Origin of the sequence: Kribbella catacumbae DSM 19601 (assembly GCF_000372465.1) — a bacterium.
Classification (GTDB): domain Bacteria; phylum Actinomycetota; class Actinomycetes; order Propionibacteriales; family Kribbellaceae; genus Kribbella; species Kribbella catacumbae.
Genome location: NZ_AQUZ01000002.1, coordinates 338,600 through 360,997, shown reverse-complemented (window position 1 = coordinate 360,997; position 22,398 = coordinate 338,600). Strand labels below are relative to the sequence as shown.

The following is a 22,398-nucleotide window of genomic DNA, read 5'->3' as shown; positions in this document are numbered from 1 at the left end:
GGCCGGCCGCGGCCTGCGTGAGCGTGGCGCGCGGCCGAACGGTCGACTACTTCCTGTCGGTCGGTACACAATCGGCCGCTGCCGAGCCAATTCGCAACAGGCTCTGCCACGATCGGCTAGCGATCGGATAAGGCGCTACCGACCAGACCGGCAGTGCGTCGGGGCGGGCGGTTGCAGGGTCAGGATCACCATTCGCCAGCGCGACGGGCGACGGCCGCCCGCTTCTCGGCTTTCGTCACCGGATCCCACCATCGAACGTCGGCCAGTCGCTGAGTTGCTGGAGGCCGAGGGTTGCGAGGAGGCGGAGGTTTTCGGCGGCTTCGGAGTTGGGGGTGGCTGTGTAGACGACTATGCGCAGGTCGCTGCCGGGGGCGGTGAGGACGTCGCAGTCGAGGGCGATCGGGCCTAGTTCGGGGTGGTTGATCGTCTTGTGTTCGGACTCGTGGAAGGCGGGGATGTGATCGTCCCAGAGGCGGGCGAAGTCGTCGCTGGTGGAGCGGAGTTCCTGGATCATCGCGCGGAGTTCGGCGTCCTTCGGGTAGCGGACGCTCGACGCGCGCAGGTCGGTGACCATGGCGCGCCTGAAGCGATTCGCCTGCTCCACGGTCTGGACGACCCGGCCGAAGCCGACGACTGGCCCGCCCGGCGGAGGTGCGGTGAAGTGCCGCCAGATGATGCTTTTGTGGCGCCCGCGCAATCCGGAGGGATCGCCGAGAAGGGCGGCCCACAAGGGGTTCCAGGTGACGATCGACCAGCAGGCGTCGTACACGCTGAGCGGGGCGCCCGCGAGCTGGTCGACCAGCCGCTGCACACCAGGTGGGATGTACGCCGAGACCTGGCCGGGCGCGGGCGGAGCCTGACCGGCCAGCACGTAGAGGTGATCGCGCTCGGCATCGCTCAGCCGGAGCGCCCGCGCGAGCGAAGCCAGTACCTGGGTCGAGGGTGCGGAGGACCGCCCCTGTTCCAGCCGGAGAATGTAGTCGACCGACAGCCCTGCCAGCTGCGCGAGCTCTTCGCGCCGGAGTCCGGGCGCCCGCCGGTTGCCGCCCGCCGGCAGACCGGCCTCCGCCGGGATCACGCGATCGCGCCAAGCGTGCAGGGTCTTGCCGAGTTCAGCCACCGGTCCAGTATGTCCGCCCGCGCCGCGAACAGCCTGGGTACTGCCAGTCCCCAGGACAAGGCGTGCACTACCTGTACCTCCGGCCGGCGACGAGATTGGAGCCATGACCACAACACTGATCACCGGGGCGAACAAGAGCCTCGGCTACGAAACCGCCCGCCAACTGATTGCCCTCGGCCACACCGTGTACGTCGGTGCGCGCGACCCCGAGCGAGGCCGCAAAGCCGCCGGCGAGTTGGGAGCACGTTTCGTCCAGCTCGAGGTGACCGACGACGACTCGGTGCTCGCCGCCGCCCAGCAGGTGCGGGACGAGGCCGGACACCTCGACGTCCTCGTCAACAACGCCGGTATCCGCGTCCCCGGTGCGTTCAAGGACGCGACCGACATGGCGATGGCGGACGTGCACGCCGTCTACGAGGTCAACGTGTTCGGCGCTGTCCGGGTCCTGGAGGCGTTCATTCCGTTGCTGCAAGCAAGCGACAACGCCGTTGTCGTCAATGTGAGCAGCGGTCTCGGATCCGTCGGCGGCGCCGCGGCGAAGTCCGGCCCCCAGGCGGAGGTCGTACCGCACTGGATTCCGACGCCGATCTACGCGTCCTCCAAGGCGGCGGTCAACATGCTGACCGCGCAGTACGCGTTCAACTACCCGAAGATGCGGATCAACGCCGCCGACCCCGGCTTCACCGCCACCGACTTCAACAACCATCTCGGCGTTCAGACGATCCCCGAAGGCGCCGAGATCATCGTCCGCCTGGCCACCCTCGGCCCCGACGGCCCGACCGCCACCTTCCAGAACAGCGCGGGCGTCGTCCCTTGGTGACCGAGGTCAGCGCCCGCCGGCGTCGTCCCCCTGGGTGGCCGGGGTCAGCGCCGGAGTACGCCGAGTAGGACCAGCAGCGTGTCCGCGAGCGTCGGCGGCTTCGGCTGGTCCGGCGGTTCGCTCGGCGTGACGGTCGGCGGCGTGCTCGGCGTACCGGGAGGATCGGTTGGCGGCGGCGCGGATGGCGTTTTAGTTGCCGGAGGCATCGAAGGGTTCCGGCGCTCCGCGACACCCGGCGTCGGCTCCACCGCCGACGGCTCGGCCGGCAGCGAGGCGGCCGTCGACGGATGCCCATCGACCGGCCCGCTGGTCGCCGGAGGCTGCCCCGGCTGCCCCTTCTCGTCGGGTGGCGCACTGGAAAGCGGCGGTGGCGACGGCGTCGGGGTAGCCTCGTGAGGGATCGACGGCAGCGTCTCTCCCGCTTCACCCGGCAGAGGCGGCCCGATGACCGGCGTCGCGGCCTCGACCCCACCGCCGCCCGGCAACGGAATCCACGGCGCCCCGATCCGCGGCCCACCCAACAGGCTGATCACCAGCAGAACGGCATACACGCCCACCGGAACGGCGACGGCAACAACAACACGGCGGGACATCCTCACAAGACCCGAACCGTATCGTTCAAGGGGTTGTTTAAAACACCCCTAGCTACCGGTTTTCCCCGCCATTCCCCAAGATCACCCAACCCACCAGCCCTCTGCAACCGAGCCACGACACACAGTCACTGCGACGACTCCAGCGGTCCGGTCGCGCCTCGAGGTGTCCTGTGTCAGCCTGGCTGGCATGTCTTCTCTGGCAGTACTGCATGGGCTGGGAGCCAACGGGCGGGTTTGGGATGGCTGGGCGCAGCCGCGGGTTGCGCCGGATCTGCCTGGGCACGGGTCGGCGGCGAGCTTGCCGCAGTACACGTTCGAGGCGATGGCGACTGCGCTTGCCGAGACCCTGCCGGTACGGCGTGGGCTGGTTGTCGTCGGACACTCATTGGGTGGCGTGATCGCGCTGGAGCTCGCGAGCGGCCGGTACGGCGTACAGGTTGATCGGGTGATCGCGTTGGGGGTCAAGGTCACCTGGTCGGCCGATGATCTCGGCCGGGCGGGGGCGCTCGCGCAGAAGCCCATCGCATGGTTCGACGACCGTGCGGATGCGGCGGCGCGATTCCTCAAGGTGTCGGGGCTGCAGGGACTCGTCGATCCTGCGAGCGAGGTCGTCGAGCAAGGGCTTCGCCAGGTGGACGGGCGCTGGCGGCTCGCCATGGATCCCGGCACCTGGGGCGTCGGGGCGCCCGAGATGGCGAAGCTGATCGCGGCGAGCCAGGCGGACGTCGTACTGACGCGCGGTGAGCTCGACCCGATGAACACCGATGCCGAGCTGGCCGCGCTGCACGATCAGGTCGTCACCTTGCCCGGCCTCGGCCACAACGCGCATGTGGAGGATCCGTCAGCACTCGATCACGTTCACGGCCAGACCGCCTCGTGACGTCTCCTTGTACTTGATCTTCATGTCCGCGCCGGTCTCGCGCATCGTCTTGATCACCTTGTCCAGCGAAACGACGTGCACGCCGTCGCCGTGCATCGCCATCCGGGCCGCGTTGATCGCCTTCATCGACGCCATCGCGTTGCGCTCGATACAGGGGATCTGAACCAGCCCGCCGACCGGATCGCAGGTCAGCCCGAGGTTGTGCTCCATCGCGATCTCGGCCGCGTTCTCGACCTGTTCCGGTGTGCCACCCAGTACTTCGCACAGCCCGGCGGCGGCCATCGAGCAGGCCGAGCCGACCTCGCCCTGGCAGCCGACCTCGGCGCCGGAAATGGACGCATTCTCCTTGTACAGAACGCCGATCGCCGCAGCAGCGAGCAGGAATCGGACCACGCCGTCTTCCGTTGCCCCAGGCACGAATCGGCGGTAGTAGTGGAGCACCGCCGGAATGATGCCCGCGGCACCATTCGTGGGCGCGGTGACGATCCGCCCGCCGGATGCGTTCTGTTCGTTGACCGCCAGCGCGAACAGGTTGACCCAGTCCATCACCTTCAGCGGATCCACCGACCACTTGTCATTGCTGAGCTTGTGGTGCAGCGCATGCGCCCGGCGCGGCACCTTCAGCCCGCCCGGCAGGATGCCCTCGGTCTCGCAGCCCTCGTCGACGCAGTCCTGCATGACCTGCCAGATGTGCAGCAGGCCTTCGCGGATCTCGGGTTCGGTCCGCCAGGCCAGCTCGTTGGCGAGCATCACCTCGCTGATCGGCAATCCCGACTCGCGGCACCGGTCGAGCAGCTCGACACCGGACAGGAACGGGTATTTGAGCGGCGTACGGTCCGCGACGATCCGGTCGCCGGCTGCGGCGTTCTCGTCCACGACGAAGCCGCCGCCGACGGAGTAGTAGGTGCGCTCCCGCAGTACTGCGCCGTCGGCCGAGCGCGCGAGAAACGTCATCCCGTTCGGGTGGTAGGGCAGCGCCTTGCGCCGATGCATGACGAGCTGGCTGTTCTCGTCGAAGGCGATGTCGCGCTGCCCGGCCAGCCGCAGCGTGCCGGCCTCGCGGATCGCGGCAACCCGGCTGTCGACCGAGCGGGTGTCGACCGTCTCTGGGTCCTCACCCTCCAGGCCGAGGATGACCGCCTTGTTGCTGCCGTGCCCGTGGCCGGTCGCGCCAAGCGAACCGAACAGCTGGGACTCGACGGCCGCAGTACGGTCGAGCAGGCCGTCGTCGGCCAGACCGAGAGCAAACGTGCGGGCGGCTCGCATCGGTCCCACTGTGTGGGAGCTCGACGGGCCGATCCCGATACTGAACAGATCGAACACACTGATCGCCATGCTGGAGGCCTCCTGGTCGCCCTTGACCGATTGGTATGCCTCCCCGCTCTGTCAGGCAGGTCTGCCTTCCAGAGGTGCCTCGCCCGTACGGTGAAGGTGCCTGAGAGATTCTTGGGGAGAGTTGCTCCTACGGCGCCCGGGTCGTGCCCGGGTCTCTCCCGCACGGGTTCATGCGGCTTTTTCTAGTGGACGCCGCGACGGTACGGCGACCCAGGCACGCGCGTCAATCCGGCGGTGCCGGGAAGTCAGGACAGCTTGTTGGTGCGCTGGGCCCAGAGTTCGAAGAACCAGGTGAACAGGGGCGGGATGCTGGCGGCGAGGGCCAGCAGGGTCACCGGGATGCTCCAGCGCAGCGGCTTGCGGACGGCCGCCACCGTGATCACGTAGGCGATGAAGATCGTGCCGTGGACCGGGCCGAAGATCTTCACGCCGATCTCGTTGTCGGACAGCACGTACTTGAACAGCATGCCGATCAGCAGGCCGGTCCAGGAGATCGCCTCGGCGATCGCGACGGCCCGGAAAACGGTCGCGTGCCTGGAACCGGCGGGACCATCGGCGATTGACTCAGTAGCAGCGGTCGTCTCAGTCATCAGGGCACCGACCCTAACAAGTCCCCCAAGCCCGCCGGGGGTTCGGTCAAGGGTCACCCCGGATGCGCGATGGAAGGCGGTTGCCAAGGATCGGGGGATGAAGCTCAGAACCCCCGCATGGAGTGTGGCACTAGGCCTGGTTTTCGCCGGTGTGGTTGCGCTACCGGCGACCGCCGCACAACCTGATGCCTTGCAGTGGTCGGACTGCGAGGTCAAGCCCAAAGAGGATCCAGCCTTGGTGGCGGGCTCGAAATGCGCCACCCTGCAGGTCCCCGTCGACTGGAACAACCCGAACGGCCCGACCTTCGGCCTGGCCATCGCCCGCCGTACGGCGAAGTCGCCCGAGGCGCGCATCGGCACGCTCGTCTTCGGTCCTGGCGGGCCCGGCGACTCCGGCGTCGACCGGATCCGGACCGGGATGAGCCGTTTCAGCGACACGCTGGAAGACAGGTTCGACATCGTCAGCCTCGATCCGCGCGGGATCGCCCGCAGCAACCCGGTCGTCTGCTCGGCAGCCCTGCTCGCGAAGCAGCCGACGCCGGTGATCACCAGCCGGGCCGAGTTCGACCGGACGATCCGCTACAACCGCGAACTGGCCAAGGACTGCCGCGCCAACACCGGACCCCTCTACGACCACATCGACACCTTGCAGACGGTCCGGGACGTCGACGCGATCCGGGCGGCGCTGGGCGAGTCGAAGCTGTCCTTCCACGGCAGCTCGTACGGGACGTTGCTCGGCCAGCAGTACGCCGAGAGGTACCCGCATCGCGTCCGCGCTCTGGTTCTGGAGAGCGTTTTCGACCATGGAGACGCGACGACCGCTAGCTGGCTCGACGCGCAGGCTGCAACGGTTCAGGACTCGTTCGACGAGTTCGTGAACTGGTGTGCCACGACGACGAGCTGTTCCCTGCACGGCCGCGACGTCCGGGCATTGTGGGCGGACCTGCTCGTCCGGGCCGGACGTGGGGAGCTGCCCGATCCTCGGCAAGCCGCCGTGAAGGCAACGCCGTACTCGTTGAGTTTCGGGGTGTTCCGGATGCTCTACGACCCGAAGTGGGTCGGGCTGGCCGATCTGCTGAAGCGACTCGACGAGAGCGCGCCGCCGACCGGTGAGCCGCCGGTCCCGACCGGGCTGACCGCGAATCCTCTGGCGCCGTTCTGCCGGGACCTCAGCCTGCCGGTCCGGAACTACGCGGAATTCGCCGGCCACCTGCGGCGAATCGCACGGAACAACCCGGACATGAGGATCACGCCGACGGTGATGGCCGTGACCAACTGCCTCGGGTTGCCGAAGGCCCCTAACCCGCAACAGGACGTACAAGTGCGTGGCCTGAAAATCCCTGCCCTGCTGGCGAATTCACTGCACGATCCCGCGACCGGTTACGCCGGAGCGACCAGCGTCGCCCGTCAGCTCGGCCGCCAAGGTGTGCTGGTGACCTACGAAGGCTGGGGGCACGGCAGCTACAACTCGGGTCCCTGCATGCGGCAGACCATCGACGACTACCTGGTCGCGCTGAAGGTACCTGTGCGCGGCACCAGCTGCGCCGCTGTTCCGCCGACCGGCTAAACCGTTTTATGAAGGTTCACCCCTGATCGCGCCGGCCGCGGCCGGGGGTGAGCCGAAGGGTTTCCCTCGATCCGGCGACCCGCACCCAACGATCACCATCAGTTTCCTTGCGGTCATCCTCCGTGACGTCCACGATTCCCTCACTCGTGGCCTTTGAGGCAAGGCCACACCTTGAGGAATCGGATGTGAGCCCCCATGCGTAGGTCCCTCGCAAGTGCAGTCCTCGTACTCGGACTCGGAGTCGCCGCCCTGGCCCCGACCCAGCTGGCTATGAGCGCCCCTGTCCCCGCCCCCCAGGACGGCGTGTACGACGTACTCGGCAAGAGCTGGGGCGTATCCCCGGCAGAGGCCAAGGTGCGGCTCGACGGCGAGCACACCAAGGCGTCCGCCCTCGACGCGGCCATGGGCACCGCGAACCTCGACGGCGCGTTCTTCGACGCTTCGCGCCGGCTGGTCGTCAACGTGCACTCGGCCGAAGCCGCCGAGATCGCCCGCGAGCACGGCCTGACCCCACGCACCGTGGCCCGCGGCGAGAAGGCGCTGGCCAAGCTGCAGACCCAGGTCCAGGCGATGTTCGACAAGTCCGGTTCGGTGCAACTCCAGTCGATCGGCGCCGACCTGCCGAGCGACCGTCTCCAGGTCGTTCTGCAGCCCGGCAAGCAGTCCGCGAAGACCGCTGCCGTGGTCAAGCGACTGAAGGCGATCCCGGGCGTCGACGTCAGCACCAACGACACCGCGCTGGCGATGACGGCCGACGTCATCGGCGGTCAGATCATGGATCTCGTCCCGGGCACCAACTGCTCGCTCGGCTTCTCCGGCACCCGCAACGGCAACAACGTGATGCTCAGCGCCGGTCACTGCGTCGAGGGCAACCCGATGGTGCAGAACCGTTCCGGCGTCCGGCTCGGTGTCGGCATCGCCAGCCGGTTCCGTACCGGTTCGCCGAGCGTCGACATGGGCCTGATGGACATCGACTCCAACAACATCGGCCGCGGCTACATCGACAACCGCAACGGCCAGACGACCCGGGTCACCGGCTCGTCCAAGGCTCCGGTCGGCTCGACGATCTGCAAGGCCGGTAACACGACCGGCTGGACCTGCGGCTCGATCACGCAGTACAACCTGACCGTCAACTACGGCGGCGCGGGCGGCAGCGTCACCCGCACCTCCGGCCTGGCCCGCTCCACCGTCTGCACCGAGGGCGGCGACTCGGGCGGTGCCTACATCTCCGGCACCGTCGCCCAGGGCATGACGTCGGGTGGCCCGAACGACGGCCACGACTGCGGCTGGAACCAGGGCGGCAACGCCACCGGCTCGTACTCCTTCTACCAGCCGGTCGTCGACGCCGCCTCGTACTACGGCGTCAGCCTTACCCTCGGCTGATCCCCCGGCCGACAAATTGAACGACGGCCCTCTCGCCGGGCATGGCGAGAGGGCCGTCGCAATCCCAACCGGTGGTCAGACGGAGACCAGGTGAGCTTCCTGAACGCGGGTCAGCGAGTCCCCTTCAACTGACACCTCGAGGAGTTTGGCGCAGGCGAGCTCGAGAGCCCCGGCCTGCGTCGGGCAGCGGTCGACGAACCAGTAAGGATCGTCGGGCTGCGGGTCGTCCGTGTCGTCGATATCGGCGTACCAGTGGCGGTATCCGGCGCATGTGCAACGCACCACCCGCACTCGCAGGTTCATCGGTCTATCCCCCCGTGCCCCCAGGTACCCCTGGGATCCCCCCCGGGTTCCCAGTCGAGCCAGTCCGGCCGGCGCGCCGCCGCGGCCCCCCACTGCAGCGCGCCGGGCCGAGATTGACCCTCCCCCGCTAGCTACATCGTGCTGGAGCGGCAAGTGTTACTACATGTGACGAAACTATTTTAAGTGATTGCTTGACTACGCTCAGTAGTTCGACGTGAGCAGCTCGGGGTCAGCCTGGAAGATGGCTGCGAGTCCAGGTTTCGAGACCGTCGGTGGTGATCGGGAGGGCCTCGGTGAGGATCTCCAGGCGGTCCGGGTGGACTACGACGTTGTCCTCGATCCGGATGCCGATGCCGCGGAGTTCGGGCGGGATGGTTTCGTCGTGGGGGTGGAAGTAGAGGCCCGGCTCGACGGCCAGCGCCATGCCTACCTCGAGGTCGGCGGCGAAGTAGGTTTCGGGGCGGGCGGCGTCGCAGTCGTGGACGTCGAGGCCGATGTAGTGGCCGAGCCCGCAGACGACGTACCGGCGGTGTTGCTGCCCGTCCGGCCCGAGCGCCTCGTCCACCGAGACATCGAGGACGCCCCAGTCCCGCAGCCCCTCGATCAGCACCCGCATCGCCTCGTACTGGAAGGCCCGGTACGGCGAACCGGGGCGCACCTCGGCCAGTGCGGCGACCTGAGCCTTGTGGACCAGGTCGTGCACCTGCCGCTGCGCCGGGGTGTACTCGCCCGTCACCGGGAAGGACCGGGTCACGTCGGCGGTGTACAGGGTCCGAGTCTCCACGCCGGCATCGAGCAGGATCACGTCCCCCTCGCGCACGGCACCGTCGTTGCGCACCCAGTGCAGCACCGGCCCGTGGTTGCCAGCCGCAACGATTGACGCGTACCCCGGCCCGTTGCCCGCAGTACGGGCTCGGCGGTCGAAGGTGCCCTCCAGCCAGCGTTCGCCGCCACCGCGGACGGCCTCGGGCAGCTCGCGCGCCACGTCACCGAAGGCCAGCACGCTCGCGGCCACCGCCTCGCGCAGCTGGTCGAGCTCCCAGTCGTCCTTGATCCGGCGTAGCTCGGACAGCGACTGCCGCAGCTCTTGCGTGTTCGACGGACTGCCGCCAACCAACGCGTCCAGCAGCGGCTCCACGCCGTACGTCGTCATCATCGCCGGTACTGCGCCGCGCACAGCGGCCGGCAGCTCCTCGATCGGGCGGCATGGCAGCTGCAACGCGTCGGACCAGTCCTTCAGCCCGGGCACCGGCCCGATCCACAGCTCGCCGTCGCGCGCGTTCGCGAAGAAGTCGGCCTCGCCCGGCCCGGCCGTCTCGCGCAGGTAGAGGGTCGCGTCGCCGTCACCAGAGATGACCAGTACTGCGCCTTCCGCCTGGCAACCGGTGAGCCAGACGAAGTCGCTGTCAGCGCGGAACCGGAAGTCGGTGTCGTTCGACCGGACCGGCGCGCGACCTGCCGCCACCGCGATCCGGCGGCCCGGCAGCGCGGCGCTCAACTTGCGGCGGTGCTCGGCGGCCGCGTCGGCCAGCCCATCCGGCAGTACCACAGACCGGTCGACCGGCCCCCAGTCACGGGCTATCGACTCGCGGAACCCGGCCGCATCGATCGGCCGGTAGGACTTCCGCTGCTCTTCGGTCCGGTCTTCAGACATCTGCTCCCCCTCAGGGCTGGCGATAGACGGCATCCGGCACGTCGGTCACGAACATGTGCCCTGGGGCATGAGTGATCGCGAACGGGGGCCGTGAATCCATCAACGCAGCTTGTGGTGTCACTCCGCAAGCCCAATAAACGGGAACATCTCCGGGTTCCGCGTGGGCGGGGTCACCGAAGTCTGGTCGCGCGGCGTCCGTGATGCCTAGCGCCTCGGGTGACCCGACGTGCACTGGCGCTCCATGGACCCTCGGCATCCGGGCCGTCACCTGCACCGCGGTCGCCACCAGCGCCGCCGGAATCGGTCGCATCGATACCACCAGCGGCCCGCTCAGGCGGCCCGCCGGACGGCACTCGCGGTTCGTCCGGTACATCGACACGTTCCGGTTCTGCTCGATGTTCCGGACCGGGACACCCGCGTCGAGCAGAGCCTGTTCGAAGCTGAAGCTGCACCCGATCAGGAAGCTGACCAGATCGTCCCGCCAGAGGTCCACCACGTCAGCCGGCTCGTCGACCAGCTCCCCGTCCCGCCAGACCCGGTACTGCGGAAGGTCGGTGCGCAGGTCGGCACCCGGCGCCAGCGCAGTACTGGTTGAGCCTGCATCCGTGACGTCGAGCAGTGGCACCGGCTGCGGGTTGCGCTGGCCGAACAGCAGCATGTCGTAGGCCCAGTCGCGCGGCAGGACGACCAGGTTCGCCTGCGTGAAGCCAGGCGCGTGCCCCGAGGTCGGAGCGACCAGCCCACCCCGGTACTGCGCTCGTGCGTCGGCCGGTGTCAGCATGAGTCACCTCGCTTTGAAGGCGTCCAGGAGTCCTTGTTCGGAGTCGACCAGATAGACCTGGAGCTGGTCGGCGGCCCGGTCGTACTTGCGCTCCCAGAGCAGCTCGAAGATGCCGCGGTTGCGGGCGATGTAGGGCTCGTACAGCTCTTGCGGGGTCGCGATGACGTGGAAGAGCAGGCGGAGCTCGGCGAGCAATCGGCCGGTGATGTCGTCGAGCCGAGCGCTGTCGGCGAGGCCGATGAGATGGCGGTGGAAGCGCATGTTCGCAGTACCGGCTGCTGGCCAGCGGCCGGCCAGGGCGGCTGCTTCCGCGGCCTCAACGTCGGCCTGGAGCGGTTCGAGCCGTTCTTCGGGAAGCTCGGGTGATCGGTTGGCCAGCCCGCGGACGACATCGACCTCGAGCACGCGGCGAAGGCGGTAGAGGTCGACCACGTCCCGCTCGTCCAGCTCGGGCACGAACACGCCGCGATGCAGCTTGTAGACCAGCAGACCTTCGTGGGTGAGTAGCCGGAATGCCTCACGCAGCGTGTTCCGGCTGACGTCGAGGACCTCGGTGAGCTCGATCTCCGACAGCTGAGCGCCGGGCCGGAGCGCACCCTCCGTGATGCTGCGACGAAGGATGTTCGCCGCGCGCTCCGCGGAGCTGCTGCGGTCCTGACGGGCGACGTCCGCGGCGACATCCCGGAGCCAGGCCTGCCGGCCCTCGTCATCGCCGCGCTGACTGGTGGACATCTCTGCATCATCGCTCACTCCCGCCCGCTCTGGGAAATTTCGATGAACAAGAGTCTTGCAGGATTGTTGAACAATCTCTACTCTCGAAGTCACTCAAGGCGTTCAGACACCTACCGACCGTCTGCAGAAGACCGACCGACAGCTTTCTGAAGACCCAGGAGCACCGCCATGTCGAAACCACCCAGCAAGCCGATCTCAAAGCCGAACCGGCGCCCGGCGACCCGCGGTACGGGAGCGTCCGGCAAGCAGTTGCCACCCGCGGCGGGCAAGAAGACGCCCGAGACCGCGATGAAGGCGAGCACCAAGTCGACGCTGCTCGGCGCGATGTTCCTGATGGCCACCTCGGCCATCGGGCCCGGGTTCATCACCCAGACGACGACCTTCACGGTCTCCCTCGGCGCCGCCTTCGCGTTCGCGATCGCCGCCTCGATCCTGGTCGACATCGCGCTCCAGCTGAACGTCTGGCGGGTGATCGGCGTCTCCGGCCGGCGGGCCCAGGAGCTCGGCAACCTGGTCTTCCCCGGGCTCGGCTACGCGATGGCCGCGCTGCTGTTCGTCGGCGGGCTGGTGTTCAACATCGGCAACGTCTCCGGTACCGGTCTCGGCCTGGACGCGATGCTCGGGCTGGATCCCAAGCTGGGCGGCGCGCTCTCCGCACTGGTTGCCATCGGCATCTTCTTGTCCAAGCGCGCGGGCATCGCGATGGACCGGGTGGTGCTGGTGCTCGGCGCGCTGATGATCCTGCTCACCACCTACATCGCGATCACCTCCGGCCCACCGGTCGGCACCGCGCTGAAGAACGTGGTGCTGCCCGAGCAGGTCGAGTTCCTCGCCATCACCACCCTGATCGGCGGCACCATCGGCGGCTACATCGTGTACGCCGGCGCGCACCGGCTGCTCGACTCGGGCGTCTCCGGCCCGCAGTACCTGCGCGACATCACCCGTGGCTCGATCACCGGCATCCTGATCACCGGCGTGATGCGGATCGTGCTGTTCCTGGCGATCCTCGGCGTCGTCTCGGGTGGCAGCGCGCTCGATCCGAAGAACCCGGCCGCCTCGGCCTTCCAGCAGGCGGCCGGCGAGTTCGGCCTCCGCGCCTTCGGGGTGGTGCTCTGGGCCGCCGCGATCACCAGCGTGATCGGTGCGTCGTACACGACCGTCACCTTCGTGACCTCGCGGACGAAGACGACGGATCGGACCCGGACCACCCTGGTGGTCGCGTTCATCGCCGTCAGCACCGTCATCTACCTGTCCATCGGCACTGCGCCCACGCAACTGCTGGTGTTCGCCGGCGCCTTCAACGGATTGCTGCTGCCGGTCGGGATCGGTGTGCTTCTCTGGGTGGCATGGCAGCGCAAGGATCTGCTGCGCGGGTACCAGTACCCCAGATGGCTACTGCTGCTCGGCGGCGCGGCCTGGCTGCTGACCATCTACCTGGCCATCCGTTCGGTCAAGCCCGTGTTCGAGTTGTTCGGTTAGGAGTCGACTGATGGATCTCAACGCCGATCTGGGTGAGGGCTTCGGCTCGTGGACGATGGGTGACGACACCGCGTTGCTCGACGTCGTCACCAGCGCCAACGTGGCTTGCGGCTTCCACGCCGGCGATCCCGCCATCATGCGGCGGGTGACCGGCCAGGCGGTCGATCGCGGCGTCGCGATCGGCGCGCACGTCGGGTACGACGACAAGCCCGGCTTCGGCCGCCGCTTCCTCGACGTCGAACCCGCCGTACTGCGCGACGAGGTGATCTACCAGATCGGCGCGCTGGACGCGTTCGCCCGGATCGCGGGCGACCGGGTCCGGTACGTGAAACCCCACGGGGCGCTCTACAACACGATCGGCACGCACGAGGAGCAGGCAGCGGCCGTGGTCAGCGCGATCGTCGACTACGACTCGTCATTGCCAGTGCTCGGGCTCCCCGGGTCGGCCTGGCTCCGGCTCGCCGCCGAAGCCGGGCTGACCGTGGTCCACGAAGCCTTCGCCGACCGGGCCTACACGCCTGCGGGCACGTTGGTGTCCAGGCGCGTGGCCGGTTCGGTGCTGCACGACGGCGCGCAGATCGCCGCCCGCTGTACTGCGATGGCGACCGGTGGGGAGATCGAGGATCACGAAGGCGGCGCGCTGAAGCTGGAGCCGGACTCGATCTGCGTGCACGGCGATACGCCGGGCGCGGTCGAGATCGCGCAACAGGTCCGCAAGGCGTTGGAGGGAGCGGGCGTCACATTGAGCCCGTTCGGTCCTTGATGCGCATCCTGCCCGCCGGCGACCGCGCCGTACTGGTGGAACTCGAGAACCTCGACGAGGTCCTCGGGTACTACGCGGCGCTGTCCGCCTCGCCGCCCGACGGTGTCGTCGACATCGTTCCCGCGGCGCGGACCGTCATGGTCACCACGGACGGCTCCGACCTGGACGCAGTGACCAGGCTGTTGCGCGCCGTGCAGCCTGTCGACGGCAGGCAGGCGAGTGGTGAGTTGGTCGAGATCCCCGTCGTCTACGACGGCGAGGACCTCGCCGACGTGGCGAACCTGCTCGGCTGCGACGTGGCAGAGCTGGTCAAACGGCACACCGAGGAAGAGTGGACCGTCGCCTTCTGCGGCTTCGCCCCCGGCTTCGGCTACCTCACCGGCGCCGGCTCCTGGGACATCCCCCGCCGCTCATCACCCCGCACCAAAGTCCCCGCAGGCGCGGTCGCCCTGGCAGGCGAGTTCAGCGGCGTCTACCCCCGCGAATCCCCCGGCGGCTGGCAACTACTCGGCCACACCCCCCTCAAAATCTTCGACCAGACCCGCGCCCCCGCCGCCCTGCTACAACCGGGCCGCCGAGTCCGCTTCGTGACGGCGGATCGGCCATGACCCGCACAGACCACCCCCGCCGAGTCCGCGTCGTGAAGGCGGATCAGCCATGAGCCGCACAGACCGCCCCCGCCGTCACCGACCCAGGAAAGCGGGCGCCGCCCCCACCCCGCCTTTCTCCGGGCGGAGCCGCGAAGCGGCGAACGCCCGGGATCGCCGATGACGGGGCTGACTGTGCTGGAAACGGGGCCCTTGGCAACCGTTCAAGATCGTGGGCGAGCTGGGCAGGCGGCGCTTGGGGTGCCGCGGTCGGGGGCTTGTGACCAGCGGTCGTACGAACTGGCCAATCGCCTGGTCGGCAATGCTTCGGGAGCAGCTGCCGTCGAGGTGACCTTTGGCGGGCTGGTGTTGCGGGCGGAGGCTGACGTGGTGTTGGCGGTCACCGGTGCGCCTTGCCCGGGTGTTCCGCTCAATGCGCCCGCCACGCTGCGAGCCGGCGAGGTACTGCGGCTGGGTGCTCCGACGAGCGGGTTGCGGACGTACGTCGCAGTACGGGGTGGGTTTGCTGTTCCGCCAGTGCTTGGCTCGCGGTCGACCGATCTGCTGTCCGGGCTCGGGCCCGCGCCGCTGACCGCTGGTGAGGTCTTGCCCGTCGGATGCGAGCACGGGCCGATGCCAGGCGTGGATCTCGCGCCGGTGGCTGACCCGGCGGCGGGCGAGGTCGCAGTACGGGTGACGCCCGGTCCGCGGCAGGACTGGTTCGCCGCCAATTCGCTGATCGGCCAGACCTACACCGCCAGCAGCAACAGCAACCGCATCGGCGTACGCCTCGAAGGCACTCCCCTGCAACGAACCCGCGAAGGCGAACTCCCCAGCGAGGGGATGACCCTCGGCGCCCTCCAGATCCCACCATCGGGCCTACCAGTACTCTTCCTCGCCGACCACCCAGTCACCGGCGGCTACCCGGTCATCGCCTACGTAGCCGCCGGCGACCTGGACGCGTGCGCCCAACTCCGGCCCGGCCAGTCATTGCGCTTCGTCAGTTAGCCCTGCTGTCCCGACCGACAGGACATAGTCGGCCGTTCGCTGGGCGGTCACGCTCACGGCGGCCGCGGCCGACCGCATTAAAGGCACTATGTCCTGTCGGTCGGGACACATCCTCCGCTAGAGCACGAAGCCAGTCGGGAAAGGATCACTCGGGTCGAGCAGGTACTGCCCCATCCCGGTGATCCACGCACGACCAGTGACAGTGGGTACTACGGCCGGCTGGTCGCCGACCGTCGTCTCCTCCAGCAGCCGCCCGGTGAAGCGGGTACCAATGAAGGACTCGTTGACGAAGTCCTGGTTGAGGTCGAGTTGACCACGGGCGTGCAGCTGAGCCATCCGGGCGCAGGTGCCGGTACCGCAAGGCGAGCGATCGAACCAGCCCGGATGGATCGCCATCGCGTTGCGCGAGTGCGCACCGTCCTTGCCCGGTGCGGTGAACTGGACGTGCTTGCATCCGTTGATCGACGGGTCCAGCGGGTGCACCGGCCGGTCGGTCGCGTTGATCGCGTCCATGATGTCCAGCCCGGCCTGCAGGATCCGGTCCTTGTCCGACCGGTCGAACGGGATGCCGAGCTGCTCCAACGGCAGGATCGCGTAGAAGTTGCCGCCGTACGCCAGGTCGTACGTGACCTCGCCGAGCCCGTCCACCTTCACCGTCGCATCCAAAGCGTGCGAGTACGCCGGCACGTTCCGGATCGTCACGTGCTCGGCCCTGCCGTTGCTGACAGCAACATCTGCGACGACGAGGCCGGCCGGGGTGTCCAGCCGGACCTGCGTGAGCGGCTCGGTCACCTTCACCATGCCCGACTCGACCAGCACCGTGGCGACACCGATGGTGCCGTGCCCGCACATCGGCAGGTAGCCGGAGACCTCGATGTAGAGCACGCCCCAGTCCGCGTCCGGCCTGGTCGGCGGCTGCAGAATCGCGCCGCTCATCGCCGAGTGACCGCGCGGCTCGTTCATCAGGAACTGCCGGAGATCGTCGTTGTTGGCCTCGAAGTACTCCCGCCGCTCCGCCATCGTCGCTCCGGGGATGACGCCGACGCCGCCGGTGATCACCCGGGTCGGCATCCCCTCGGTGTGCGAGTCGATCGCGCTCAAGGTCCGGATCGACCTCATGTCAGGGACTCCACTGCCTTCTTCATGTCCTGCTCCAGCTGGGCGAGGTGCTCGGGCACGAGCGGTCCGCGCGGCGGGCGGCAGGGGCCGCCGTACCTGCCCACGTAGTCCATGCCGTACTTGATCGCCTGGACGAACTCGACCCGCGAGTCCCACCGGAACGCCGCGACGAGCGGTTCGTACAGCGCTCGTGCTGCCACCAGATCGCCTTCGAGGGCGAGGTTGTAGAGGCGGACCGACTCGGCCGGGAAGACGTTCGGGAAGCCGGCGAACCAGCCGGTCGCACCCATCAGCAACGCTTCCAGGGTGAGGTCGTCCGCGCCGGCCACGACGGTCAGGCTCGGCGCCAACTCGCGGATCTCCAGGATCCGCCGGACGTCGCCGGTGAACTCCTTGACCGCGACGACGTTGTCGATCTGCGCGATCTCGGCGAGCAGGTCGGGCGTCAGGTCGACTTTCGTGTCGTGCGGGTTGTTGTAGACCATCACCGGCAGTCCGGCCTTGGCGACCTCGGTGAAGTGGTGAATCACCTCGCCGCGGTTCGCGCGGTACATGGTCGGCGGCAGGCACAGTACGCCGTGCGCCCCGTCCTCCGCGGCCTTCTCGGCCCAGGACCGCGCCTGGTGCGCACCGGCGCCGTGCACGCCGACCACCACGATCCCATCGTTGCCGACGGCATCGATCGCGGTCCGCGCGACCTGCCGGCGCTCGTCGTCGGTGAGCGACGAGTACTCCCCCAGCGAACCGTTCGGGCCGACGCCACGGCACCCGTTCTCGATCAGCCAGCGGCAGTGCTCGGCGTACCGGTCGTAGTCGGGTCGCAGCCCCGCCGGCGCGGACGCGTCCTCGGCGTACGGCAGGGCGGTGGCGACAATCACACCATCGAGCTTCTCAGTCACAGATCCTCCAGTATTTCCGCTACGGCCAAATCCTTCAAACGCACAGGCTGCGCAACCGGCCGCCCATGCTCACTACTCACTCCGCTGATCGCAGCCACGTTCCGCCCACAAACGCGCCCCTGACACAGCCCCAACCCAGCACGACACGAAAGCTTCAAACTCCGCGCCCCCACCACGTCCCGCACCCCGACAGCCTCCTCGACTTCCCCCCGAGAAACCTCCTCACACCGACACACCACAGTCTCCGCCCGACTCCACTCGAGCCACCCGTCGCGCACTGGGTATGCCTTTGCCAGAGCAGCCGCAAACCGCTTGCCTTTAGCAACCGCTCGCCGCAAGGCCTGCATCTGTTCCCCGGGCTGATCCAACTGGGACGGTGATCCGTGCGATGCCCCACCCTCGTCACCCACCCGCGACGTCGCCGAGGGCGGCGAGCCGGTCGAGGATGAAGGCGTGGTCGTGGAGGCTGCTCGCTGGCTCGCGGCGGCGCCTGCTACTTGGCCTTCTGCGGCGGCTAGTGCCGCTCCGCCGATGCCGGTCAGTTCTCCTGCGGCGAAGACGCCGGGGGTGGTGGTTTGCTGGTTTTCGTCGACTAGTACTGCGGGGCCGCCGTCTGGGCCTTCGCCTAGGGTGCAGCGGGTGGAGACGGCTAGTTCCAGGTTGGCGGTGAAGCCGAAGCCCAGGCAGACTGCGTCGACCTCGAGGCGTTCCTCTGTGCCGGGGATCGGCTTCCAGTTGGCGTCCAGGCGGGCGACTGTGACGGCTTCCACGCGATCCGTGCCGTGGGCCGCGACGACAGTGCGCCCGTGCTTGAAGGGAATCTTCTTGCGTGCAAGGAGAGTCGCGTAGGTAGCAGCTTCTGAGAGTTTGCTGCTGGCAACTAATGGATCCGTCAGCCAGCCCTTCACCACAGTGGATGGCCTGTTGGCTTCAAGCAGCGCGACCACCTCAGCGCCGACACCGACCAACGACTCGGCAACAGGCAGCAAGAACGGCCCGGTACCAGCGACAACCACCCGTCGACCAACGGCGATCCGCTGCCCCTTCGCCAACGCCTGCGCAGCTCCCGCGCTGTAAACACCCGGCAGATCCCACCCAGGGAACGGCAACACCCGATCAAACGCCCCGGTCGCCAGCACCAACGCCGACGTCTCAACCGCCCACACCCGCCGCCCCGCCGCATCAGCCGCCCCACCCTGCAACCAGAGCCGAGTACGAACCCCCTGCTCAACAGCCCAAACATTGGTATCAGTCAGATGCGTGATCTTGTCATCAGCAGCAATCCGATCCCGCAGCCGAGCAAACGCTCGCCATCCATGCTGCAACTTCTCCGGCCGCCCAGCCCGGAACTCCGAAGGCAACTGCCGATTGAACTGCCCACCAACACTCCCAGCAGCATCAACCAGCAACACCGAGCTCCCAGCATCAGCCGCCGCCACCGCCGCACTCATCCCGGCCGGCCCAGCCCCCACCACAACAACCGGCACCACCTGTACGCCGTCCGCCGCGCTCGCCTGAGCCTGAGCCTCACCAGCAGGCAACACAGCACCCCGCTGCGTACTGATCTGATCGCCAGCACTCACCGCCCGCTGGCACGCCCGCACATCCGGCAACCCATTCACGACAACCAAGCAGTCAAAGCAAGCACCGATCCCACAGAACACACCCCGCGCCCGCCCGCCGCCACGCGTAGTACGCCAGGAATCCCGCCCGCTAGCCATCAACGCAGCAGCAACACTTTGCCCAGGCAACGCCTCCAGAGGCTCGCCGTCAAAGGTGAGCTCCACCGCTGCCATCGGAAGACGCTCCGCCGGATCACCCTCAGCGGGCCGCAGATAAGGACTCACGAGACACTCCCCAACAACCCAGGGCGATCAACGCGAAACGGCTCCGGATCGACATGCGGCGCGAGCCCGACAAACAGCTCGGCGATCAACCGCCCGGTCGAAGCAGCGAGCCCGATCCCAGCACCTTCATGCCCGGTCGCGTGCCAAAGCCCCTCGACCCGCGGATCAGCCCCGATCACCGGCAGATGATCCGGCGCATAAGGCCGGAACCCGCCATACGCCCGCATCACCGGCACCTCGCCAAGGAACGGGAACAACCCAACAGCCTTCCGCGCCAACTCCCGCAGTACCTTCACCCGTACTGCGTCGTCGAACCCGATCCGCTCCCGGCTCGACCCGATCAACACGGTCCCGGCTCTCGTCGACTCCACCACCGTCGACGTCTGCAGATCCGCGTCACCACTGCCGACCGCCCCGACATAGTCGGCGTCATAAACCTTGTGCCGCACACATTCCGGCAGCGGCGCGGTCACCAGGATCATCCCCCGCCGCGGCAAGATCTCAATCGGAGCACCCGCCAACGAACTGAACGCCCCGGCCCACGGCCCACACGCATTCACCACGGCGCCACAGGCAACGACCCCCGAATCCGTCTCCACCCCAGTCACGCGACCACCGGCGGACCGGCGTACGGACAAGGCGGTGACGCCGCCACGAACCTCTCCACCACGAGCCCGTACTGCGGCCAGCAAGGCCGTTGCCGCGAGCACCGGCTGGAGCTGAGCATCTTCGGGGTAGTGCACGGCAACAGTCACTGCAGGAGTCAGCAACGGCTCCAACTCGAAGGCGTCCGCAGGCTTGATCACCCGGGCATCAACCCCAGCAGCCCGTTGCGCAGCGGCAAAGTCCTCGAGCAGAGCGGGTTCGCCGGTGGCAACCACCAGCCCACCTTTCGGCTCCCACTCGACATCGGCGACCCGCTCCGGCAGCCGATCCAGTATTGCGAGCCACTCCGCGCGAGACGCGATCGCCAGGTCGAGCTCCGGGCCGGGCTCCTTGTCGGAGACGAGGATGTTGCCCTCGCCGGACGCCGTCGTGCCACCCGCGGGGGCACCGCGATCCAGCACGAGCACGCGGACGCCGGACGCCGACAGGGCTTCGGCGCACGCGGCACCGACGATCCCCGCCCCGACCACCACCACGTCGACCTCAGTCATCCGAACCTCTCGCTGGACCGTTCAGTAAAATGAACGATACGAGCGTACGTCCGTCAACCGCCCAGGTCAACGCCGGGTTATCAGCTCAGGTGGAGCCCGTCGATCGGAGCAGGCTGAACGTCCGGCGGATACTCCAGCAGCAACACCGACCGGACCAGCCCGCCCAGCGCCTCGATCTCATGCGCGCCGTTCGCCCGGAACGCCAGATAGTCCCCAGCGTTGAGCTCGAACTGCTGCCCCAGCGCACCGATCCGCAACCGCCCGGCCAGTACGACGTGGTGCTCGGTCCCGGGATGTCCAGCGGAGTGTTGCACCGCCCCGGGCCGGATCTGCTGGTCGTAGAGCTCCAGCAGCGACCCTGACTGCTCGAGCCGCCGCAGCATCCGCAGATCCACGGCGTCACCAGCCAGTACTTCGACGTCGGCCGAGCGGACGTGGACCAACTCCGAGGCCGGCGGCTCGTTCAGCAACGACGAAACCGGGACCCCCAGAGCGTTCGACAGGCTGAACACCGTCTCGAGCGTCGGATTGCCCGCCCCGGACTCCAGCTGCGACAAGGTGCCCTTGGCGATCCCCGACCGCCGCGCCAACTCGGACAGCGAGATGCCCTGCTCGTCCCGCCGCAACCGCAGGTTGGACGCCAGCACGCGCCCCGCACTTTGACCTGACCCCTGACCTGATCCCTGAGCCGACACAGCCCGGAGCATGCCACAACCCGGACGGATCAGGGGATGATGCGCCGGCGGCGAAGCGTCTCGAAGATGCTGAGGAACATCGCCTCGGTGTCGACATACTCATGGAAGCCGGCTCGCCGCGCCTTCGATCCGTCGGCGAAGAAGTCGTAGTCCCAGCCGAAGACGAAGTCCGCGAACGGCCACGACGAGACCTCGGCGTACGACGTGCCGGCGAGGCCGTGCGTCGCCTGGAGCTGCTTCCAGAGTGGTTCCTTGTCGGCCATCACGGTCTGCAGCGACATCTGCAGCGGCGGCGCGACCTCCAGGCCGAACCACGCGGCCAGCTTCGGCCAGAGTTCGTTCCAGCGGAACAGGTCGCCGTTCGTGATGTTGAACGCCTGGTTCGCGGCGGCCGGCGACGTCGCCGCCCAGACGGTTGCCTTGGCCAACAACCCCGCGTCGGTCATCTCGAGCAGCGAGTTGTAGGCGCCAGGCTTGCCTGGAAAGCGCAGCGGCACACCCAACGCCTTCGAAATTGACGCGTACACAGCGATTCCGGCGGCGAGGTTCATCGGGTTGCCCAGGGCAACTCCGCCGACGACGGACGGCCGCAGCGCCGACCACTCCCAGATCGCGCCGGCCGCGCGCTCCTCCAGGAACCGCTGCTGGTCGACGTTGAACTCCGGCGGCAGGTGCGGCGGGTCGTCCTCGCGAGCAGGCGTCTTGAACGGCCCGAGATGCGCGCCGTACACCTTGTAGCCCTGCATCAGGCTGACATGCCGCAGCCCGCGCGCGACCGGCTCGATCGCATCGACGACGTTCACCAGCATGGCGAGGTTGGGCGGGACGAGCTCGGCCCAGGTCGGGCGATCCTGATAGGCGACGTAGAAGACATGCGTCACGTCCGTCAGCCCGGACAGCTTGGCGCGGGTGTCATCCGGGTCGAGCAGATCGACCGCGACGTGCCGCACCTTGGCCGTGTCCACCCCGCCCCGCCGGGACAGGCCGATCACCCGCCAGTCCGGCAGGGATTCCAGCTGCTCGACCAGATTGGTCCCGATCACTCCGCGCGCGCCGACGACCAGCGCGACCTTCGTCTGTTCCATA

Annotated in this window: 22 protein-coding genes and 1 riboswitch; of the genes, 8 read left to right on the top strand and 14 right to left on the bottom strand. The window is 68.2% G+C overall.

Annotation, left to right across the window (positions count from 1 at the left end):
• Positions 1-235: 235 nt before the first annotated feature.
• Positions 236-1,120, bottom strand: coding sequence for a helix-turn-helix transcriptional regulator (locus tag A3ES_RS0103925; protein WP_020385476.1), 885 nt, complete (start codon positions 1,118-1,120; stop codon positions 236-238).
• A gap of 103 nt (positions 1,121-1,223) precedes the next feature.
• Here A3ES_RS0103925 and A3ES_RS0103920 point away from each other — a divergent pair, with 103 nt between their 5' ends.
• The gene (locus A3ES_RS0103920) at positions 1,224-1,940 is read left to right on the top strand and encodes an SDR family NAD(P)-dependent oxidoreductase (protein ID WP_020385475.1); all 717 of its coding nucleotides are present in this window, start codon (positions 1,224-1,226) and stop codon (positions 1,938-1,940) included.
• A 44-nt stretch (positions 1,941-1,984) separates the two neighbouring features.
• Here A3ES_RS0103920 and A3ES_RS0103915 read toward each other — a convergent pair whose 3' ends face one another.
• A complete protein-coding gene (locus tag A3ES_RS0103915) occupies positions 1,985-2,533 on the bottom strand; it encodes a hypothetical protein (protein ID WP_157630320.1) in 549 nt (182 codons plus the stop codon).
• A gap of 187 nt (positions 2,534-2,720) precedes the next feature.
• On the opposite strand from A3ES_RS0103915, the gene A3ES_RS0103910 reads away from it, so the two are divergent.
• Entirely contained in the window at positions 2,721-3,413 is a 693-nt protein-coding gene (locus A3ES_RS0103910; RefSeq protein ID WP_040453910.1) for an alpha/beta fold hydrolase, read from the top strand.
• Here the strand turns inward: A3ES_RS0103910 and A3ES_RS0103905 are convergent.
• Positions 3,375-4,748 carry an L-serine ammonia-lyase gene (locus A3ES_RS0103905; RefSeq protein WP_020385472.1) on the bottom strand — a complete coding sequence of 458 codons (1,374 nt, stop codon included), beginning with the start codon at positions 4,746-4,748 and terminating at the stop codon, positions 3,375-3,377. The genes A3ES_RS0103910 and A3ES_RS0103905 overlap by 39 nt on opposite strands.
• Positions 4,749-4,826: 78 nt before the next feature.
• Positions 4,827-4,919, bottom strand: a riboswitch (glycine riboswitch).
• 74 nt (positions 4,920-4,993) lie between these two features.
• Positions 4,994-5,338, bottom strand: coding sequence for a DUF3817 domain-containing protein (locus A3ES_RS0103900; RefSeq protein ID WP_020385471.1), 345 nt, complete (start codon positions 5,336-5,338; stop codon positions 4,994-4,996).
• 97 nt (positions 5,339-5,435) lie between these two features.
• Between A3ES_RS0103900 and A3ES_RS0103895 the strand changes: the two genes are divergently transcribed.
• Positions 5,436-6,905 (top strand): alpha/beta hydrolase, encoded by a 1,470-nt coding sequence (locus A3ES_RS0103895; protein ID WP_040453908.1) that lies wholly within the window; start codon positions 5,436-5,438, stop codon positions 6,903-6,905.
• A 270-nt stretch (positions 6,906-7,175) separates the two neighbouring features.
• Positions 7,176-8,288 (top strand): S1 family peptidase, encoded by a 1,113-nt coding sequence (locus A3ES_RS0103890; protein ID WP_237744845.1) that lies wholly within the window; start codon positions 7,176-7,178, stop codon positions 8,286-8,288.
• 75 nt (positions 8,289-8,363) lie between these two features.
• Here A3ES_RS0103890 and A3ES_RS0103885 read toward each other — a convergent pair whose 3' ends face one another.
• The 4 genes from A3ES_RS0103885 to A3ES_RS0103870 form a co-directional block, all read right to left on the bottom strand.
• On the bottom strand, positions 8,364-8,591 hold the full coding sequence (locus A3ES_RS0103885) for a hypothetical protein (RefSeq protein ID WP_020385468.1): 228 nt from the start codon (positions 8,589-8,591) through the stop codon (positions 8,364-8,366).
• Positions 8,592-8,820: 229 nt separating this feature from the next.
• Positions 8,821-10,245, bottom strand: coding sequence for an aminopeptidase P family protein (locus tag A3ES_RS0103880; RefSeq protein ID WP_020385467.1), 1,425 nt, complete (start codon positions 10,243-10,245; stop codon positions 8,821-8,823).
• A gap of 10 nt (positions 10,246-10,255) precedes the next feature.
• Entirely contained in the window at positions 10,256-11,026 is a 771-nt protein-coding gene (locus A3ES_RS0103875) for a putative hydro-lyase (protein ID WP_020385466.1), read from the bottom strand.
• Positions 11,027-11,029: 3 nt separating this feature from the next.
• Positions 11,030-11,758, bottom strand: coding sequence for a GntR family transcriptional regulator (locus tag A3ES_RS0103870; protein WP_020385465.1), 729 nt, complete (start codon positions 11,756-11,758; stop codon positions 11,030-11,032).
• A gap of 168 nt (positions 11,759-11,926) precedes the next feature.
• Here A3ES_RS0103870 and A3ES_RS0103865 point away from each other — a divergent pair, with 168 nt between their 5' ends.
• The 4 genes from A3ES_RS0103865 (at position 11,927) to A3ES_RS0103850 (ending at position 15,595) form a co-directional block, all read left to right on the top strand.
• Positions 11,927-13,237 (top strand): NRAMP family divalent metal transporter, encoded by a 1,311-nt coding sequence (locus A3ES_RS0103865; RefSeq protein WP_020385464.1) that lies wholly within the window; start codon positions 11,927-11,929, stop codon positions 13,235-13,237.
• 10 nt (positions 13,238-13,247) lie between these two features.
• Positions 13,248-14,000, top strand: a complete 753-nt coding sequence (locus A3ES_RS0103860) for a LamB/YcsF family protein (RefSeq protein ID WP_020385463.1) — start codon at positions 13,248-13,250, stop codon at positions 13,998-14,000.
• Positions 14,000-14,608 carry a 5-oxoprolinase subunit B family protein gene (locus tag A3ES_RS0103855; RefSeq protein WP_020385462.1) on the top strand — a complete coding sequence of 203 codons (609 nt, stop codon included), beginning with the start codon at positions 14,000-14,002 and terminating at the stop codon, positions 14,606-14,608. Before A3ES_RS0103860 ends, A3ES_RS0103855 begins: the two co-directional genes overlap by 1 nt.
• A 159-nt stretch (positions 14,609-14,767) precedes the next feature.
• Positions 14,768-15,595: a 5-oxoprolinase subunit C family protein gene (locus A3ES_RS0103850; protein WP_026162521.1), complete on the top strand. Its 828-nt coding sequence runs from the start codon at positions 14,768-14,770 to the stop codon at positions 15,593-15,595.
• 117 nt (positions 15,596-15,712) lie between these two features.
• On the opposite strand, the gene A3ES_RS0103845 is transcribed toward A3ES_RS0103850, so the two are convergent.
• From A3ES_RS0103845 to A3ES_RS0103820, 6 genes are all read right to left on the bottom strand, one after another.
• The gene (locus A3ES_RS0103845; protein WP_020385460.1) at positions 15,713-16,714 is read right to left on the bottom strand and encodes a proline racemase family protein; all 1,002 of its coding nucleotides are present in this window, start codon (positions 16,712-16,714) and stop codon (positions 15,713-15,715) included.
• Positions 16,711-17,613 carry a dihydrodipicolinate synthase family protein gene (locus tag A3ES_RS0103840; protein ID WP_020385459.1) on the bottom strand — a complete coding sequence of 301 codons (903 nt, stop codon included), beginning with the start codon at positions 17,611-17,613 and terminating at the stop codon, positions 16,711-16,713. The genes A3ES_RS0103845 and A3ES_RS0103840 overlap by 4 nt, the downstream gene beginning before the upstream one ends.
• A complete protein-coding gene (locus tag A3ES_RS0103835; RefSeq protein ID WP_020385458.1) occupies positions 17,610-19,409 on the bottom strand; it encodes an FAD-dependent oxidoreductase in 1,800 nt (599 codons plus the stop codon). The genes A3ES_RS0103840 and A3ES_RS0103835 overlap by 4 nt, the downstream gene beginning before the upstream one ends.
• A gap of 47 nt (positions 19,410-19,456) precedes the next feature.
• Entirely contained in the window at positions 19,457-20,617 is a 1,161-nt protein-coding gene (locus A3ES_RS0103830) for an NAD(P)/FAD-dependent oxidoreductase (RefSeq protein ID WP_020385457.1), read from the bottom strand.
• An 80-nt stretch (positions 20,618-20,697) separates the two neighbouring features.
• Positions 20,698-21,264: a helix-turn-helix domain-containing protein gene (locus A3ES_RS0103825; RefSeq protein WP_020385456.1), complete on the bottom strand. Its 567-nt coding sequence runs from the start codon at positions 21,262-21,264 to the stop codon at positions 20,698-20,700.
• A gap of 77 nt (positions 21,265-21,341) precedes the next feature.
• Entirely contained in the window at positions 21,342-22,397 is a 1,056-nt protein-coding gene (locus tag A3ES_RS0103820) for an SDR family oxidoreductase (RefSeq protein WP_020385455.1), read from the bottom strand.
• Position 22,398 lies beyond the last annotated feature (1 nt).

What these genes read in the sequence shown, in the direction of transcription:
- A3ES_RS0103850 (WP_026162521.1), top strand. Translation starts at nt 14,768, where the DNA reads ATGACGGGGCTGACTGTGCTGGAAACGGGGCCCTTGGCAACCGTTCAA.
- A3ES_RS0103910 (WP_040453910.1), top strand. Translation starts at nt 2,721, where the DNA reads ATGTCTTCTCTGGCAGTACTGCATGGGCTGGGAGCCAACGGGCGGGTT.
- A3ES_RS0103860 (WP_020385463.1), top strand. Translation starts at nt 13,248, where the DNA reads ATGGATCTCAACGCCGATCTGGGTGAGGGCTTCGGCTCGTGGACGATG.
- A3ES_RS0103900 (WP_020385471.1), bottom strand. Translation starts at nt 5,338, where the DNA reads ATGACTGAGACGACCGCTGCTACTGAGTCAATCGCCGATGGTCCCGCC.
- A3ES_RS0103905 (WP_020385472.1), bottom strand. Translation starts at nt 4,748, where the DNA reads ATGGCGATCAGTGTGTTCGATCTGTTCAGTATCGGGATCGGCCCGTCG.
- A3ES_RS0103915 (WP_157630320.1), bottom strand. Translation starts at nt 2,533, where the DNA reads ATGTCCCGCCGTGTTGTTGTTGCCGTCGCCGTTCCGGTGGGCGTGTAT.
- A3ES_RS0103895 (WP_040453908.1), top strand. Translation starts at nt 5,436, where the DNA reads ATGAAGCTCAGAACCCCCGCATGGAGTGTGGCACTAGGCCTGGTTTTC.
- A3ES_RS0103880 (WP_020385467.1), bottom strand. Translation starts at nt 10,245, where the DNA reads ATGTCTGAAGACCGGACCGAAGAGCAGCGGAAGTCCTACCGGCCGATC.
- A3ES_RS0103875 (WP_020385466.1), bottom strand. Translation starts at nt 11,026, where the DNA reads ATGCTGACACCGGCCGACGCACGAGCGCAGTACCGGGGTGGGCTGGTC.
- A3ES_RS0103835 (WP_020385458.1), bottom strand. Translation starts at nt 19,409, where the DNA reads ATGGCAGCGGTGGAGCTCACCTTTGACGGCGAGCCTCTGGAGGCGTTG.
- A3ES_RS0103920 (WP_020385475.1), top strand. Translation starts at nt 1,224, where the DNA reads ATGACCACAACACTGATCACCGGGGCGAACAAGAGCCTCGGCTACGAA.
- A3ES_RS0103890 (WP_237744845.1), top strand. Translation starts at nt 7,176, where the DNA reads ATGAGCGCCCCTGTCCCCGCCCCCCAGGACGGCGTGTACGACGTACTC.
- A3ES_RS0103885 (WP_020385468.1), bottom strand. Translation starts at nt 8,591, where the DNA reads ATGAACCTGCGAGTGCGGGTGGTGCGTTGCACATGCGCCGGATACCGC.
- A3ES_RS0103830 (WP_020385457.1), bottom strand. Translation starts at nt 20,617, where the DNA reads ATGACTGAGGTCGACGTGGTGGTGGTCGGGGCGGGGATCGTCGGTGCC.
- A3ES_RS0103855 (WP_020385462.1), top strand. Translation starts at nt 14,000, where the DNA reads ATGCGCATCCTGCCCGCCGGCGACCGCGCCGTACTGGTGGAACTCGAG.
- A3ES_RS0103845 (WP_020385460.1), bottom strand. Translation starts at nt 16,714, where the DNA reads ATGAGGTCGATCCGGACCTTGAGCGCGATCGACTCGCACACCGAGGGG.
- A3ES_RS0103865 (WP_020385464.1), top strand. Translation starts at nt 11,927, where the DNA reads ATGTCGAAACCACCCAGCAAGCCGATCTCAAAGCCGAACCGGCGCCCG.
- A3ES_RS0103820 (WP_020385455.1), bottom strand. Translation starts at nt 22,397, where the DNA reads ATGGAACAGACGAAGGTCGCGCTGGTCGTCGGCGCGCGCGGAGTGATC.
- A3ES_RS0103870 (WP_020385465.1), bottom strand. Translation starts at nt 11,758, where the DNA reads ATGTCCACCAGTCAGCGCGGCGATGACGAGGGCCGGCAGGCCTGGCTC.